The organism is Chryseobacterium sp. RR2-3-20 (genome assembly GCF_017808115.1).
GTDB classification, from domain to species: Bacteria; Bacteroidota; Bacteroidia; order Flavobacteriales; family Weeksellaceae; genus Chryseobacterium; species Chryseobacterium oryzae.
Map to the genome: position 1 here is coordinate 1 of NZ_JADQBD010000067.1, position 15,409 is coordinate 15,409.

Consider the following 15,409-nt stretch of genomic DNA (forward strand, 5'->3'; position numbering starts at 1 on the left):
GATAGATCGAATTTCATCGCTTATTTTTTTCTACTGCTACGCAGTTGGATATTAGAATACTAAAATACTCTTTTTTTTCTATTGCGGAATTTGGGTTTAACCGTTTTAATCAATTCCGGAATTGTAATCTGCAAATTTTTATAACTGAAGAATATATGAAGATGATCAGGATTTGCATAAATAGCCAATACTTTTTGTTTTTTATTGCTAAATATTCCACAAATGTACTGTTCAATTTCTTCTCTTACTTCAGATTTAATCTTAATATCACGTCCCTTTGTAGCAAAAACAACCTGAAGATAAATCTGTGTATATGTATTAGGCATAATATTTTATTTTTCATCATTTTTACAAAGATAGCATTCCTACGGAATGCCCCATCATGACGGCCAATTTTCTACACAGATTTTATTCCTACGGAATAATTTATTTAAAGCTTTAAATAAATTATGCAGCCGAAAAAGCTGCATACTTACATTATACTTTAAGATCTGCCTCCAGTCCTATCAAATCTTTGTTTGCATCAAGGATCGGCTGAACTTCATTGGCAATGAATTCCTCTGTCTGAATCGGTGCAAAACCGATGAAGTTTTTAGGATCAAGAACTTCTTTTAATTTTGATTTATCTAATTTCAACGAATCATCATTTAAAATTCTTTCGATAAGGTCGTTTTCTTTACCTTCTTCTTTTACCTTTTTAGACGCTTCCATGGAATGAACCCTGATTACTTCGTGGATTTCCTGACGGTCGCCACCGGCTTTCACTTCCTCCATAATGATGTATTCCGTCGCCATAAAAGGAAGTTCTTCCATAATATGCTTGTTGATTCTGTTCGGATAGACCACAATTCCGTTCATTATGTTGTTCCAGATCAATAGGATGGCATCAACCGCTAAAAATGCTTGCGGAATGGTCAACCTTTTATTTGCAGAATCGTCCAAAGTTCTTTCAAACCATTGTGTAGAAGCGACCATAGCAGAACTTGTAGTCAAAGACATTACATATTTTGCCAGTGCTCCGATTCTTTCGCTTCTCATTGGATTACGCTTGTAAGCCATTGCGGATGAACCGATTTGGTTTTTCTCGAATGGTTCTTCAATTTCTTTTAAATTTTGAAGAAGACGTAAATCGTTGGTGAATTTATGTGCAGATTGCGCAATATTTCCTAATAAAGCCACCACTTTAGCATCTATTTTTCTGTCGTAAGTCTGTCCGGAAACTCCAAAAACTTTTTCGAAACCAAATCTTTTTGACAATTCTTTATCTAAATGTTTTACTTTAGAATAATCTCCGTTGAAAAGTTCAAGGAAACTTGCAGCAGTTCCTGTTGTACCTTTTACACCTCTGAAACGTAGAGTTTCTAAGAAGAAATCAAGCTCTTCGATGTCAAGAACTAAACTTTGCAACCAAAGTGTCGCTCTTTTCCCAACTGTCGTTAATTGAGCAGGTTGGAAGTGTGTAAATCCTAAAGTTGGAAGGTCTTTGTATTGAATAGCAAAATCAGATAAATTTTTCATCACGTTCACCAACTTTTTCTTCAAGATTAAAAGTCCGTCACGGATTTGAATTAAATCTGTATTGTCGCCTACAAACGCCGAAGTTGCTCCCAAGTGAATGATTCCTTTTGCAGAAGGCGCTACATCACCATAAGTGTGAACGTGAGCCATCACATCATGACGGAATTTTTTCTCGTAGGCTGCCGCAACATCGTAGTCGATATTTTCCGCATTAGCCTTCAAATCAGCGATTTGTTCATCAGAAATCTCTAGACCAAGATCTTTTTCGATTTCGGCAAGGGCAATCCAAAGTTTTCTCCAGTTGCGGAACTTATTATCCGGCGAAAAATTAAACAACATTTCTTCACTGGAATAGCGTTCTTCCAATGGATTTTTGTAGGAATTCATTTATTACTTTTACTAAATTTATATGCAAAAATAAGATTTTTTGATGAGAGATAAAAATAGTGATCAATCTTTTGATTTTTGATTAAAAAAAGCAATTACAATCGATTCTTTTTTATAATTCGAATCCAAAAAAACAAAAATAAAGGTGATGCCATAAAAGTATTTTACAGAACTATTGAAACATTATCCACCCACGAAATCTCCTCCATTGACATGAATAATCTGTCCCGTTATAAAACTGGAATCTTCTGAAGCAAGAAAAACATAAGCTGGAGCAACTTCAGATGGTTGCCCTGCCCTTTTCATTGGATTATCTTTTCCAAAAGTTGACAAATCATCAAAAGTTTCTTTCACAAGAGGCGTCCAAATAGGTCCTGGAGCAACGCCATTTACCTGAATTCCTTTTTCTGCAATATTCACAGCTAAAGAACGGATAAATGTAGCAATTGCTCCTTTTGTAGCTGAGTAATCTATTAAATGATCACTTCCACGATACGCTGTGACCGATGTAGTACAGATAATTTTACTTCCTTTGTTCATAAATTCTAAACAATCTCTTGTAAAACTTATCATTGATATGATATTAACATCAAATGTTTCTATAATCTGTTCATCTGATATGGAAGAAACTTCATTTTTCGGAAACTGAATTCCTGCGTTATTAACAAGAATGTGGAAAGAATTCCATTCTTTTTTTAGTATATCTAAACATTCAGCCTGAAAATCTTTTTTAGAAATATCACCTTTCAATAAAATACAGCTTCGACTTTCTTTTTCTATTAACTTTTTGGTTTCGGCTGCATCATCATCGCTTTCTTTATAAATAACAGCTACATCGGCTCCCTCTCGAGCGAAATGCACTGCTACAGCTTGTCCGATCCCGCTATCACCGCCAGTAATTACAGCTTTTTTAAACTGAAGTTTACCACTTCCTTTATAGTTTTCGCGAATAATTTCCGGAAACAATCCTTCTTGAGGAACTTTTGATTTGGAATTTGATGTATTCTTCGTTTTCATAACCATACTTTTATGATTGAATAACAAACCACAAGCCGAATAGAAATAGTATGGTATCCGAAATTTCATCCAAACTAAATATTACACCCAATTTTTTTCATTTTAAATATTGGAAATAAATATTTTGAGTCATTTAAAGAATTAATTTTTCTTAAAACAAAGACAACTGAATAGGTTTTGGAGGAGAAGGTTTTTCAGCGTCACCAAAAACGGTTTTACCACCAAAACGCCAAGAGTTTTGCCGTTCTTCTTCTATAACATCATCGATATTAAAATTGGGTGTAAATTTTTTTTCAGCTTCAGAAATAATGGTATGAAGCTTATTAATTGATTTTAATTTATCTGAATTTCCAAGTTTAGACTTCTCAATTCCTTTTTTCAGAATTGAAATTGTTTCATCATACACATGAATAGGAACAGGAAAAGGATGCCCATCTTTACCGCCATGTGCAAAAGAAAACCTTGCAGGATCTTTAAATCTTGATGGCGCCCCATGAATTACTTCACTCACCAACGCAAGACTTTGCAATGTTCTGGGACCTACTCCTTTTAATAAAAGTAATTCCTCGAAATTTTCCGGCTGCGTTTCTCTGGTCATATACAAAAGAGTTCCCAATTTTTTTAAATCGACATCAGAAGCACGTACATCATGATGAGAAGGCAAAATAAGATTGGCAAAATCCTGCATTATTTTTTCTGAACTGGTATGAGAAATATCCAAAATACCTTTTCTGTTTTCCTCTGCTTCGGCAGCTGTTAAATTGAGAATATTTCCTCTATTAATCCCCTGAATCCCTTTATGTGGAGCATCAACAAAAGATTCTAAATTTTCGGAATGCCAATGGTAACGCCTCGCTGTACCATCGGAATCGTTCATACCCTGCTGCACCACCGACCAGTTTCCTTCATCCGACAAAATAAAATTATGAAGATACAACTGGCAACCATCCTGAATAGCTGTATTATCTACTTTTGCAGATAATTTGCTGGCTCTAACCAATTCGTTTCCGTTCAATCCTGTTTTATCGGCAATCACCAATAATTCATTTGGAGTTTCTCTTGAAAACCTGCCCTTACCTCCGCAAATATAAAGCCCAAGCTCTTTAGAATTAGGATTTATACTTCTTTTTAGCGCACCCATTACTGAAGTTGTAATTCCTGAAGAATGCCAATCCATCCCCATTACTGCACCAAAGCTTTGAAACCAAAAAGGATTTGCCAGTCTTTTCAAAACTTCATTTTTACCGTAATCGGCAAGAATTACCTCAACAATAGAAAGTCCGAGAACAGACATACGTTCATACAGCCAAGGCGGTACTTTTCCATAATGAAGCGGTAATGTTGCAGTTCCGGAACGTTTCATCTTAACAAATTTGGTTAAAAAAAAATAAAGCCTCAGAAATTAACTTTCCAAGGCTTTAGAAAATCTTTTTTTGAAATTATTTTAATGCTTCTAAAGCAGCATCGTAATTAGGTTCATCAGCAATTTCAGCAACCTGTTCTGTATAAAGAACTTTATTGTTTTCATCTGTTACGATTACAGCACGACTCAAAAGACCTTTTAGAGGAGAGTCTTCAATTGTCAGTTCATAATCATCCCCAAAACTACTTCTGAAATCTGATAAAGTTTCAACATTCTTTAATCCTTCCGCTGCACAGAATCTGCCCAAAGCAAAAGGTAAATCTTTGGAAACATTAATAACCACTGTATTTTCTAAAGCTGAAGCCTGCTCGTTAAACTGTCTTGCAGAAGATGCACATGTAGGCGTGTCTATACTTGGGAAAATATTAAATACTTTTTTCTTTCCTTGAAAACTCTCCAGTGTTTTTACATTCAGTGAAGAATCTACAAGATTAAAATCTTTTATTGTAGCTCCTACAGATGGCAAACTTCCTTTTGTATGTACTGGGTTTCCTTTTAAGGTAATATTGGACATAATTTATTTTTTAGTTTTTCAAATTTAGTCATAAAAGAAAATTTTTCCTACCTTATAAAGGTTAAAAAATTCTTAAAGTAGAAAATCTCATTGATTATTAAATTAAAAGAAATTAAAATTTAACTAAATTTGTGAATCTAAAATTTCAAACAATAAACTAACATTATAATGTCAGAAAAATCAAAAATCTATTACACCCTTACAGATGAGGCTCCAATGTTGGCAACACATTCGTTTTTACCTATTGTAAAAGCTTTTACAAGATCAGCAAACATCGAGATCGCTGTCCCGGATATTTCTTTGGCAGGAAGAATCTTAGCCAATTTTCCAGAATTTTTGAAAGACGATCAGAAGATCGGTGATGCTTTGGCAGAATTGGGAGAGCTTGCTACTCAGCCTGATGCTAACATCATAAAATTACCTAATATCTCTGCTTCTGTACCACAATTAGAAGCTGCTATTGCAGAATTACAAGCCAAAGGTTATGCTGTACCTAACTATCCTGCTGAGCCTAAAAATGATGAAGAAACTGCCATCAAAGCTAAATATGCTAAGGTTCTAGGAAGTGCTGTAAACCCTGTATTAAGAGAAGGAAATTCAGACAGACGCGCTCCTAAAGCTGTTAAAAATTATGCGAAAACCCATCCGCACAGAATGGGAGATTGGGCTAAAGATAGCAAAACAGATGTAGCACATATGAACAGTGGAGATTTCTACGGAACAGAAACTTCTACTACAGTAGAAAACGCTACGAAATATAAAATTGTTTTCAAAGGAAATGATGGTTCTGAGAAATTATTAAAAGATTTTGCTCCATTAAAAGCAGGTGAAGTAATTGATTCTTCGGTAATGAATATGAATGCTTTGAAATCTTTCGTAAAAGAAGCAATTGCTGAGGCTAAAAATAGAAATGTATTACTATCTGCTCACTTAAAAGCTACCATGATGAAGGTTTCTGACCCTATTATTTTCGGGGCAATTGTAGAAACTTTTTTCAGTGAAGTTTTTGAAAAATATGCTGAAACTTTTAAATCTTTAGATGTTAATCCAAACAATGGTTTGGCTAATTTATATGATAAAATCGCAGGTATTCCTCAGGAAGCAGAAATAAAGGCAGACCTAGAAAAAGCATTAGAAAACGGACCAAGAGTAGCCATGGTAAATTCTGACAAAGGAATTACCAATTTCCATGTTCCAAGTGATATTATTGTAGATGCTTCTATGGCAGCGCTAATAAGAGGTGGCGGTAAAATGTGGAACAAAGAAGGGAAAGAAGAAGATACTGTTTGTATAATCCCAGACCGTTCTTATGCGGGTTTTTACCAAGCTTGTATTGATGATATGAAAGCGAACGGAAAATTAGACCCTACTACAATGGGATCTGTTCCAAACGTTGGTTTAATGGCTCAAAAAGCTGAAGAATATGGTTCTCACGACAAAACTTTCCAGGCTTCAGCGGAAGGAACCATAGAAGTTCAGGACGAAAACGGAAATACTCTGCTTTCTCAGAAAGTTGAAAAAGGTGATATTTTCAGAATGTGCCAAACGAAAGATGCTCCAATTCAGGACTGGGTAAAATTGGCTGTAAACAGATCCAGATTATCCGACACTCCTGCAATTTTCTGGCTTGATAAAGGAAGAGCTCACGACAGAGAAATCATCAAAAAAGTTGAAAAATACTTAAAAGATTACGATACAACAGGTCTTGACATCAGAATTATGGATGTAAAAGATGCTATGACCGAAACTTTAAAAAGAGCAAGAGAAGGAAAAGATACCATTTCTGTTTCCGGAAACGTATTAAGAGATTATCTTACCGATCTTTTCCCAATTCTTGAACTTGGAACTTCTGCCAAAATGCTTTCTATTGTTCCGTTGATGAATGGTGGTGGTCTTTTTGAAACAGGAGCCGGAGGTTCTGCACCAAAACATATTGAGCAGTTCTTAGAAGAAGGTTATCTGAGATGGGATTCTTTAGGTGAATTCCTTGCATTACAGGCATCTTTAGAGCATTTGGCACAGACTCAGAACAATACAAAATCTCAGGTTTTGGCTGATGCACTGGATGAAGCAAATGCTAAGTTCTTAGCTACTGATAAATCTCCTGCAAGAAAAGTTGGACAAATCGACAACAGAGGTTCTCACTTTTATTTGGCAATGTATTGGGCTGAAGCTTTAGCAAACCAAACTGCAGATGCTGAATTAGCTAAACAGTTTGTTCCTGTTGCTCAGGCAATGAAAGAGAACGAAGAAGTTATTAATGCTGAACTTATTGGCGCACAAGGTAAACCGCAGAACATTGAAGGTTATTACAAACCTGATACTTACAAAACGTATGCAGCCATGAGACCAAGTACAGTTTTGAATGAAATTATCGACGGAATTTAATTTCATTTTTTACTTCATAATCATAAAAAAGTTCGGCGAAATGCCGAACTTTTTGTTTAAAATCTTTTTGAGCATGAATTAATCTTCAGAGAAGATAGAATTTGCCAAAGAAGTAATTACAGATAAGACAATACCAAAAATAAATGCCCACCAAAATCCGTCTACATGCATACTGTCGATAAAATAATCTGCAATAAGAATAATTACTGCATTAATAACCAACGAGAAAAACCCCAAAGTAATAATGGTAAGCGGAAGACTGAAAAGACTGAGAATGGGTTTTACCACTAAGTTTAAAATTCCCATAACAATAGCGAAAATTACCGCCGAAGAAAAACTGTCGAAATGTACTCCGGGCAGAATTTTGGTAAGCAAAAATGCCACAATTGCCGTGATGAATAATCGGATAATCAAATTCATGTTTTAAAATTTATTTTATTAAAATTACAAAAAGTTTGTTTTATTTAACTGTCTATTTAATTTTCATCATTGTTACTAAAGAAGTAGCTACATGACTTTCGTGATCATTACTGTTGTTAATGGTATAAATTTCAGTTCTTATCACACTAATTTTAGAACCTCCTTTTATTACATAAGATTTCGAAACCAATGCATCACCCATTGCCGGTCTCAGGTAATTCACTTTTAGCTCCACAGTTACTACATAGCAATCTTCTTCATAATGGCTTACTGCGGCGTATCCGGACGAAACATCCACCAAAGAAGCAATCATTGCACCGTTAAACATCCCGGCTTTTCTTGTCATAAGATCCATTTTTGGAATTTTAATGGAAACAAAATCTGTTTCAACTTCCAATAATTCTGCTTTATAAAATTGTAAAGTTTCTGAACGGTTGAAGCTGTCGGTAATAAGTTTTATTTTTTCTGGAGACATATTTTAATTAAAAATGATTCTACTATTATAGCAAATTTCTTGAAATTAATTCAAATGGCAGTAAAAATCTTTCACTTACCTTTGCATTATGGAATTACAGTCAATTTATCAGAACCTCAAGATTCAGGAAATGAATCAGATGCAGAAATCTGCATTGAAAGCTACAGAAAACAACACAGATGTTATTCTCCTCTCTCCTACCGGATCGGGAAAAACATTGGCATTTTTGTTTCCGGTTCTCAGAAATCTTAAAAAAAATACAACAGGAGTTCAGGCTTTAATTTTGGTTCCTGCAAGAGAACTGGCATTACAGATTGAGCAGGTTTTCAAGACAATGGGAACAGAGTTTAAAGTTTCTGTATGTTATGGCGGTCATGATAAAAAAATTGAAATTAATAATTTAATTGAAGCTCCAGCCGTATTAATCGGAACTCCCGGAAGAATAAGATATCACCTTCAAAATGAAAATTTTGATGCTTCAACCATTAAAACTCTGGTTTTGGATGAATTTGACAAAGCTTTAGAACTTGGTTTTCAGGAAGATATGGATTATATTATTGGAAATCTTAATGGTCTGTCGCAGAGAATTCTTACTTCTGCAACTGCCATGGACGAAATCCCAAAATTTACAGGTCTGAAAAATGAAAAAACGGTAGATTTTCTAAAATTAGGAGAAAATAAACCCGATATTCAGCTTAGAAAAGTAATGACAATTTCTGAAGAAAAATTAGACACTCTTTTTCACCTCATCTGCAAAATAGGAAACAAAAGAACCCTTATATTCTGCAATCACCGTGAAGCAGTAGACCGTATTTCTGAACTTTTACGTGAAAAAGGAATCGACAGAGAAACTTTTCACGGCGGTATGGAACAGGATGAAAGAGAACGTGCTTTGCTGAAATTCCGAAACGATTCTGCAAGAGTTTTAATAACGACCGATTTGGCAGCAAGAGGATTGGATGTTCCCGAAGTGGAATCTATTGTTCATTATCAGCTTCCACCAAAAGAAGATGCATTTATTCACCGAAACGGTAGAACTGCAAGAATGAATGCCAAAGGTTTTGTATATCTTATTATGACTGAAGAAGAAAATTTCCCTTTCATTAAGAATAATGTTCCGGTAGAAGAGGTAAAAGATTTCACGAAAGTTCCGGGGAAAACACCATTTCAGACCGTTTACATTAGTGCAGGAAAAAAAGATAAAGTAAATAAAGTAGACATTGTAGGTTTTTTAATGAAAAAAGGGGAACTTCAAAAAGAGGATGTCGGACTTATTGAAGTAAAAGATACCACTTCGTATGTTGCCGTTTCCCGAAATAAAGTTAACAGTTTACTGAAAAAACTCAGCTCAGAAAGGCTCAAAAACAAAAAAGTAAAAATGGAAATTGCATATTAATATTTGATGTTTTAAAACCATTCTATTTCTTCTGAAAAGCGGTGTTAGAAATAAAAGCAGAATCGTTAAGAGTTGCAAGAAAATCTAAAAGATTTACTCTTTCTTTTTGGTTAAAAACAATGGGTTTTTGCAGTTGTTTCGCTAAAGTCGGAGATTTTTCTATTCCTTTCTCATAATGGTCTAAAACTTCATCTAACGTTTTGAATCTTCCATCGTGCATATAAGGATAAGTAAATGCGAGATTTCTAAGACTCGGAATTTTAAACATTTGTTTGTTTTGCGGTTCCATTGTTTTATTCCATCTTCCAAAATCATTCAGCGAAGGATCAACAGGCAGTCCATTATTGGCAAAATCGTAGGTAGAAAACAGCGGTTCGGTATGACAGGAACTGCAATTGGCTTTATAAAGTGCATATCCTGCTTTTTCAGAGGCATTAAACTGAGCTTTTTTCTGTTTTACCTTATCATATTTTGAGTCTGCGGAAACAAAAGTAAGCTGAAACTGAGAAAGTGCCTTCATTGCCCGTTCTGCCGTTGCAATACTATCTCCAAAACTTCTGTAGAATAGTGTTTTATATTCTTTAGATTTATTCAGTCTGCGAACAACTGCATTAATATCTTCTCCCATTTCTTTGGGATGATTAATGGGAGCTAAAGCCTGAACATCAATATTTGTTACAACGCCATCCCACATAAAAGTTTTCTGCCAAGCCAGGTTAAAAATTGCGGGTGAATTTCGCTCTCCTATTCCATCTTCCACACCTTTGCTTAAATGATTTCCTGCATGCGAAAATGCTTGTTTTGAATTGTGGCATGATGAGCACGAAATGATATTGTTCCTAGAGAGTAAAGGATCATAAAAAAGTTGTCTTCCTAATGCAACGGTGGAACTTTTTAAAGGATTTTTCTTGAAATTATATACTGGTTTCGGAAAATAAGTCGGATATACAAGCCGAATATCCTGAACTGCGTAAAATCCCATTAGAACAAACAAAAAAACAAAAATAATCAGTTTATAATATTTTGAATACACTCTCGCATCAGTTTATGAAACAAATATAAACATTTATAAACTAACAAAAAACCTATCTTAAAGACAGGTTTAGAATTAATATTAATCTGTAGATTTTATAGCCCAATACAATAAAAGAGGCTGCATAAAAAGTCTTGCAAGCCTTTTATTGTCAGAATTTAAACCAAAAGCATTTCTCCTTTCTTTGTATTGGGTGTAATTTCCGGGGAAGACTGCGGCAAATAATCCTGCGGCTACTTTTCCGACCAAAGATTCGTATCTTTTAGGAGCTGCGATAATGGCTGTACCCATGGCAATTTCTACAATTCCGGAATAAACAACCGTGTCGTCTTTTTCCAAAGGAACCCACTCTGGTACCTGCGCCTGAAATTCTTTTCTTGCAAACGTAAGATGCCCTATACCGACAGTAATGAGCATTGCACCTAATCCGTATTTTGCGATGGTTTTGATGGTATCCGAATTCATATCTAAATATTTTGGTTAAGCAAATTGATGTTGTAATAATTCTAATATTTCTTTTCTTAATGATAGAATTAATACTTCATTTTAGTAAAGAGTCAATAATAATTCCAAAAAGTTGTTTATTAGCAATTAAATATTTTTTATCTTATTAAAAACAATCTTTGCTGCTAAGTTTTTTCTAAATTTGTCAATACTTCATCATTAAAATTCTCTTCCGAATGAAAAATATATTAATTCTTTTCTTTTTCACTTTCTGTTTTGTATTAGATAAAGCTCAAGCCCCCATCAATCTCAACACAGGAAATATTGCACAAAAAAAATACAATCAGACCTTATCTTACGAATTAGTTAAGAAAAAAATAATTGTGAATGTTTCAATCAACGGAAAACCTCACAAATTTCTTTTTGACACAGGTGCTCCGATGGCTGTTTCTAAGGAAATATTCGATGAATATTCTTTACCAAAAACGGGTAGTATTCCTCTTGCAGACGCTTCAGGAAAAAAACAGGAAATGATTCTTACTACAGTTCCCAGTTTGAAGTGGGGCGAAATAGATTTTCTAAATACACCTGGAATCGTTTTCGACGAATCATCCACAGCAATGATGAAATGCTTTGGAGTTGAAGGAATTATCGGAAGCAATATGCTGAGAAATTCTGTTGTACAAATCGATCATCAAAAAAAGCAGATTACCATTACAGATAATGTGAAAAATCTTACAATAACAGGAAATTCTTATCTCGACATGAAGCTATCAGAATCACAAAGCAACCCTTTTATAAGAATTGTTCTTCAAAAAGATGGTGTTAAAGTGGTAGATCAGGTGCTTTTTGATACCGGTGCAGATGATTTTTATGAAATATCTACCTCCGCTTATCATTTCTTCAATGAAAAAAACAGCGTCATTAAAACCTTGGCTAAAAGCAAAGGCAGTTTTGTGTATGGTTTTCACGGCATGAATGACACTATTGAACAGTTTGCAATAGAAATCCCGTTGATGACCATTGTTGAAGACAAATTCAATAACGTAATATCTTCTACAACAAGCAGCAAAGAATCTAGGTTAGGTTACAAAGTTTTAGAATATGGCAAAACAACTCTCGATTATAACAAGAAAAGATTTTACTTTGAACCTTATTCTGATGCAAATAAAGAACTTATTGCCCTACATCCGTGGCAAATTTATCCAACCATCCAGAACAACAAATTAGTTGTTGGAATTATATGGGATAAATCTCTTGAAAAAAATCTTAATCTCGGTGATGAAATTCAGAATTTTAATGACATCGACTATAAAAATATGGATGTATGCGAATTATTCCGTTCAAACAACAGCAATTCTAATAACGAATCGGTGCTTACTGTAAAAGATGTAAAAACCGGAGAAATAAAAACCTTGAAAATCAAAAGACTTTAAAAATATTTGGAGTGAGTTATTTGTCTACATGAAAATACCTCGGATCCGGATACTGAAATTCAAAATTAAGTTCTTTAATTAATTTTTCCGGAGAAATCGTTCTGCCCATCGTTGCTCTTTCACCTTTATAAGGTAAATTTTTCTGGACATTAATCACTTCTTCTTTATTTGGGTGGAGGGGTGCTACTACATTATAAACTTTCGATTGGGATTGATTTTCCAGTATTTTCTCAACTACCGAGCAGATGTCAACGTAGTGAATATGATTCACCAACTGCTCCAGATAAGAAATATTATAATTCTTCAAAAGCCTTTCCCCGCCCATCAATCCACCTAACCGAAGAATATTGGTTTGAGGAAATTTTTCCAGAATAAATTGCTCACTTTCCACTTGTTTAGCGGGCTGGTCTTCCTCCACAAATTCTTTCTCAGCTTGAGGATAAACGCCTGTAGAACTCATCAGAAATAACTGTCCTTTATAATCGCCCAGAAAATTGAGTAAGTTCTGGCGCTTATCACTCATCGGGATTTGCGAACCTCTAAGTCCCGAAAATGGAATGCAGATGATGATGGCATCTAAGTCCGATGCAATATCCCATTCTTTTATTTGAAAATCCAAGGTATCAGAGAAATTCATCAAAGTGGTATGAAAGCCTTTAGACTCTAAAGTGCCAATTTTTGATTCTGTGGTTGTGGTTACGAAGATTTCATAACGGTCAGATAACCGTTCTGCAATATGTGTCCCCAACCAGCCACAGCCTATGATGCCTAATTTTTTGTTCATTATTTTTGATAATGTTTTTCAGATTGATTTAATATAATGATACGGCTTTATCCTGAGTTACAGAAAGCACTCCGGGAATAGAGCCAAAGTATTTTTCTGCGTCCTCAACCGTTTTTTCGTTAGGTATTTTTACAGCTATAGCATTAATGTTTTTGTAATCATAAAAAATTTCTGCACCAAAACTTGCTGCTTTTTTTAGCAAGACATCTTTTCCTTGCTTAGCATCATAATATATTATTAGACTTTTTGTTTTTTGTACATTTTGGGAAACTGTTGTTTGACTTTGATTCTTCTGATTTGTACAAGCTGTTTGAAGAAGTGTAATAACCAGGCTGATGGGTAGAGTAAGATATTTTCTCATTTCAAAAATTAAATAATTTAGATTATAATAACAGACCAAGCAATTGTTTGCCGCAAAATACTTTTATACACCAATATATCAACAGGATTTTTTTCAGCAATAATTATCTTTGTTCACGCTAAGCGAAGATATGAAAACATTAGAACAGTTAGGACATCGGATTTGCATCATCGGAGCCAGCTCTGCAGGTAAATCGACCCTTGCAAAAGCTCTTTCCGATCATCTTAATCTGGAAGTTTGCCATCTGGATCAGCTCGCTCACATTCCTCACACGAATTGGCAGCTGAGAAATAAAGATGCTTTTAAAGCAGACCATCAGAATTTTCTACAAAATAATGACCGTTGGGTAATAGAAGGTAATTACAGTTTCCTGATGAAAGACCGATTTTTAGAAGCCACCAGCGTGATTTGGCTTGATTTTGCAGCAACCGGTTCGTTATGGCGGTACATCAACAGGTCTTTTCAAAATAATGATAAACGCAACGGCAACCTTACAGGGGTAACCCGAGACTTCAGTTGGTTACAGATGAAAAGGATTCTTTTTACAGCACCCAAAAACAGGTCTAAATACAAAGCGCTTATCGCAGAATGTGATATGAATCTGGTTTACATAGAGACGTTTCGAAAGCTTAAAAAATACTATCGTTATTGGGGGTTGGAGTAAAACTTACAAATGAAAAATAATTACAGGCTGTTAACCACCCCGTATTATATGTCAACCACCCCGTCAAAATTTTATCAAATTTTGCCACCCCTCCAAAGGAGGGGAATTTTAAAAACAAACTTTCATCCACAAAATTCGGCAAAGTCACTTTCAGATTGGGTTCTGCTTCCATTGCACGTTGGATGGCAAAAATAATACCTTCGTTTCTTGCCCAGATTCGGCGGAAGATTAAGCACAATTACAAACAGGACAAGAATATCACAAAATAAGACGAGAATTACCCTCCTCTGGAGGGGTGGCAAAAATTCAAAGAATTTTTGACGGGGTGGTCATTATACTTCTTCATTTCCATCAAAAAACTTAAATTTGTTTAAAACTTAAACACAAATGTCAGAAAAACAAATACTAACCCAGATAGAAGGAATTGTGATTTACCGCAATTTTCTTGAGAACCTGCCTTACAATCCACATCTTAAAACTTTAGCCAAAGAAAAGCGAAAATTAGGTATTTTATCAGAAGTATTATTTTGGAAATAGGTCAGAAACAGAACTTTTCACAATATTGATTTTGACAGACAAAGAATTATCGGTAATTATATTGTTGATTTTTATGTGAAAACTTTAGGACTGGTTGTTGAAATTGATGGTGCAAGCCACGATTTTAAAGAGGAATATGATTTTGAAAGAACAAAGTATTTGGAAAGCCTGGGGCTGAAAGTTTTTAAAATTTCTGATTGGGATGTAAAACAGAATCTCCCTTTAGCAATGAAGGATTTAGAGAATTATATTATTCAACATTATAGTTCGTAGATAAAATATTTTTTTTGAAAGTGGAATAGGAGGCGGTTTAAATGAAATATAATAGCAGACTGTAAACGGATCAGTAACAAAAGTTGGGGACTAGGCAAAAATTTTGGATAATCTGAAAAGGAAAAATGCTTTGTCTCTCACGCCTCGAAGCTGCATTCTGAAGTTCTTTATTTTCGCATTGAAACTTTCTGCGGACGCATTTGTACTCCTTTCTTCAAAATAGTTAAGAATGTCATTATGATGATTCGTGATGGTATTTTTAAGTATTGAAAAGGATTTAAAACCTGATTCTTCCACATCTTTAAACCAATGGGCAAGTTTGAGCATTGCAACGGATTT

At 34.7% G+C, this 15,409-nt stretch carries 17 protein-coding genes and 1 pseudogene; 6 read left to right on the plus strand and 12 right to left on the minus strand.

The features are described 5' to 3' along the window. Nucleotides 1-59 precede the first annotated feature (59 nt). The 5 genes from IV513_RS12835 to tpx form a co-directional block, all read right to left on the minus strand. Nucleotides 60-326, minus strand: coding sequence for a transposase (locus IV513_RS12835; protein ID WP_209390968.1), 267 nt, complete (start codon nt 324-326; stop codon nt 60-62). A 151-nt stretch (nt 327-477) separates the two neighbouring features. Further along, complete coding sequence (purB, locus tag IV513_RS12840) at nt 478-1,905, minus strand: adenylosuccinate lyase (RefSeq protein WP_168637985.1); 1,428 nt, start codon at nt 1,903-1,905, stop codon at nt 478-480. Nucleotides 1,906-2,088: 183 nt separating this feature from the next. Then, nucleotides 2,089-2,922 carry an SDR family oxidoreductase gene (locus IV513_RS12845; protein WP_209390969.1) on the minus strand — a complete coding sequence of 278 codons (834 nt, stop codon included), beginning with the start codon at nt 2,920-2,922 and terminating at the stop codon, nt 2,089-2,091. A 151-nt stretch (nt 2,923-3,073) separates the two neighbouring features. Then, nucleotides 3,074-4,285 (minus strand): DUF763 domain-containing protein, encoded by a 1,212-nt coding sequence (locus IV513_RS12850; protein WP_209390970.1) that lies wholly within the window; start codon nt 4,283-4,285, stop codon nt 3,074-3,076. 76 nt (nt 4,286-4,361) lie between these two features. Then, the gene (gene tpx / locus IV513_RS12855) at nt 4,362-4,859 is read right to left on the minus strand and encodes a thiol peroxidase (protein ID WP_209390971.1); all 498 of its coding nucleotides are present in this window, start codon (nt 4,857-4,859) and stop codon (nt 4,362-4,364) included. Between the two features lie 168 nt (nt 4,860-5,027). Here tpx and IV513_RS12860 point away from each other — a divergent pair, with 168 nt between their 5' ends. Then, the gene (locus IV513_RS12860; protein ID WP_209390972.1) at nt 5,028-7,247 is read left to right on the plus strand and encodes an NADP-dependent isocitrate dehydrogenase; all 2,220 of its coding nucleotides are present in this window, start codon (nt 5,028-5,030) and stop codon (nt 7,245-7,247) included. Nucleotides 7,248-7,325: 78 nt separating this feature from the next. Here IV513_RS12860 and IV513_RS12865 read toward each other — a convergent pair whose 3' ends face one another. Together IV513_RS12865 and IV513_RS12870 are read right to left on the minus strand one after the other, a co-directional pair. Next, nucleotides 7,326-7,667, minus strand: coding sequence for a phage holin family protein (locus IV513_RS12865; RefSeq protein WP_209390973.1), 342 nt, complete (start codon nt 7,665-7,667; stop codon nt 7,326-7,328). Between the two features lie 52 nt (nt 7,668-7,719). After that, complete coding sequence (locus IV513_RS12870) at nt 7,720-8,142, minus strand: PaaI family thioesterase (RefSeq protein WP_209390974.1); 423 nt, start codon at nt 8,140-8,142, stop codon at nt 7,720-7,722. A gap of 88 nt (nt 8,143-8,230) precedes the next feature. On the opposite strand from IV513_RS12870, the gene IV513_RS12875 reads away from it, so the two are divergent. Beyond that, nucleotides 8,231-9,538 carry a DEAD/DEAH box helicase gene (locus tag IV513_RS12875; protein WP_209390975.1) on the plus strand — a complete coding sequence of 436 codons (1,308 nt, stop codon included), beginning with the start codon at nt 8,231-8,233 and terminating at the stop codon, nt 9,536-9,538. Nucleotides 9,539-9,560: 22 nt separating this feature from the next. Here the strand turns inward: IV513_RS12875 and IV513_RS12880 are convergent, their stop codons facing one another. Together IV513_RS12880 and IV513_RS12885 are read right to left on the minus strand one after the other, a co-directional pair. Next, on the minus strand, nt 9,561-10,571 hold the full coding sequence (locus IV513_RS12880) for a cytochrome-c peroxidase (protein ID WP_209390976.1): 1,011 nt from the start codon (nt 10,569-10,571) through the stop codon (nt 9,561-9,563). An 81-nt stretch (nt 10,572-10,652) separates the two neighbouring features. Continuing rightward, nucleotides 10,653-11,036 carry a hypothetical protein gene (locus tag IV513_RS12885; RefSeq protein WP_209390977.1) on the minus strand — a complete coding sequence of 128 codons (384 nt, stop codon included), beginning with the start codon at nt 11,034-11,036 and terminating at the stop codon, nt 10,653-10,655. Between the two features lie 215 nt (nt 11,037-11,251). Between IV513_RS12885 and IV513_RS12890 the strand changes: the two genes are divergently transcribed. Next, nucleotides 11,252-12,451, plus strand: coding sequence for a retropepsin-like aspartic protease (locus IV513_RS12890; RefSeq protein WP_209390978.1), 1,200 nt, complete (start codon nt 11,252-11,254; stop codon nt 12,449-12,451). A gap of 16 nt (nt 12,452-12,467) precedes the next feature. On the opposite strand, the gene IV513_RS12895 is transcribed toward IV513_RS12890, so the two are convergent. Both IV513_RS12895 and IV513_RS12900 read right to left on the minus strand, forming a co-directional pair. After that, entirely contained in the window at nt 12,468-13,235 is a 768-nt protein-coding gene (locus IV513_RS12895; protein ID WP_209390979.1) for a hypothetical protein, read from the minus strand. A gap of 28 nt (nt 13,236-13,263) precedes the next feature. Then, the gene (locus IV513_RS12900) at nt 13,264-13,596 is read right to left on the minus strand and encodes a hypothetical protein (protein WP_209390980.1); all 333 of its coding nucleotides are present in this window, start codon (nt 13,594-13,596) and stop codon (nt 13,264-13,266) included. A 130-nt stretch (nt 13,597-13,726) separates the two neighbouring features. Here IV513_RS12900 and IV513_RS12905 point away from each other — a divergent pair, with 130 nt between their 5' ends. The 3 genes and pseudogenes from IV513_RS12905 to IV513_RS15880 all read left to right on the plus strand — a co-directional run. Beyond that, the gene (locus IV513_RS12905) at nt 13,727-14,260 is read left to right on the plus strand and encodes an AAA family ATPase (RefSeq protein WP_209390981.1); all 534 of its coding nucleotides are present in this window, start codon (nt 13,727-13,729) and stop codon (nt 14,258-14,260) included. 387 nt (nt 14,261-14,647) lie between these two features. Then, complete coding sequence (locus IV513_RS15875; protein WP_245168943.1) at nt 14,648-14,797, plus strand: hypothetical protein; 150 nt, start codon at nt 14,648-14,650, stop codon at nt 14,795-14,797. Nucleotides 14,798-14,809: 12 nt separating this feature from the next. Beyond that, nucleotides 14,810-15,070, plus strand: a pseudogene (locus IV513_RS15880) (endonuclease domain-containing protein); the annotation flags it as partial. Nucleotides 15,071-15,160: 90 nt separating this feature from the next. On the opposite strand, the gene IV513_RS12915 reads toward IV513_RS15880, so the two are convergent. Continuing rightward, a partial coding sequence (locus IV513_RS12915; protein ID WP_209390982.1) for a transposase occupies nt 15,161-15,409 on the minus strand: 249 nt, incomplete at its 5' end.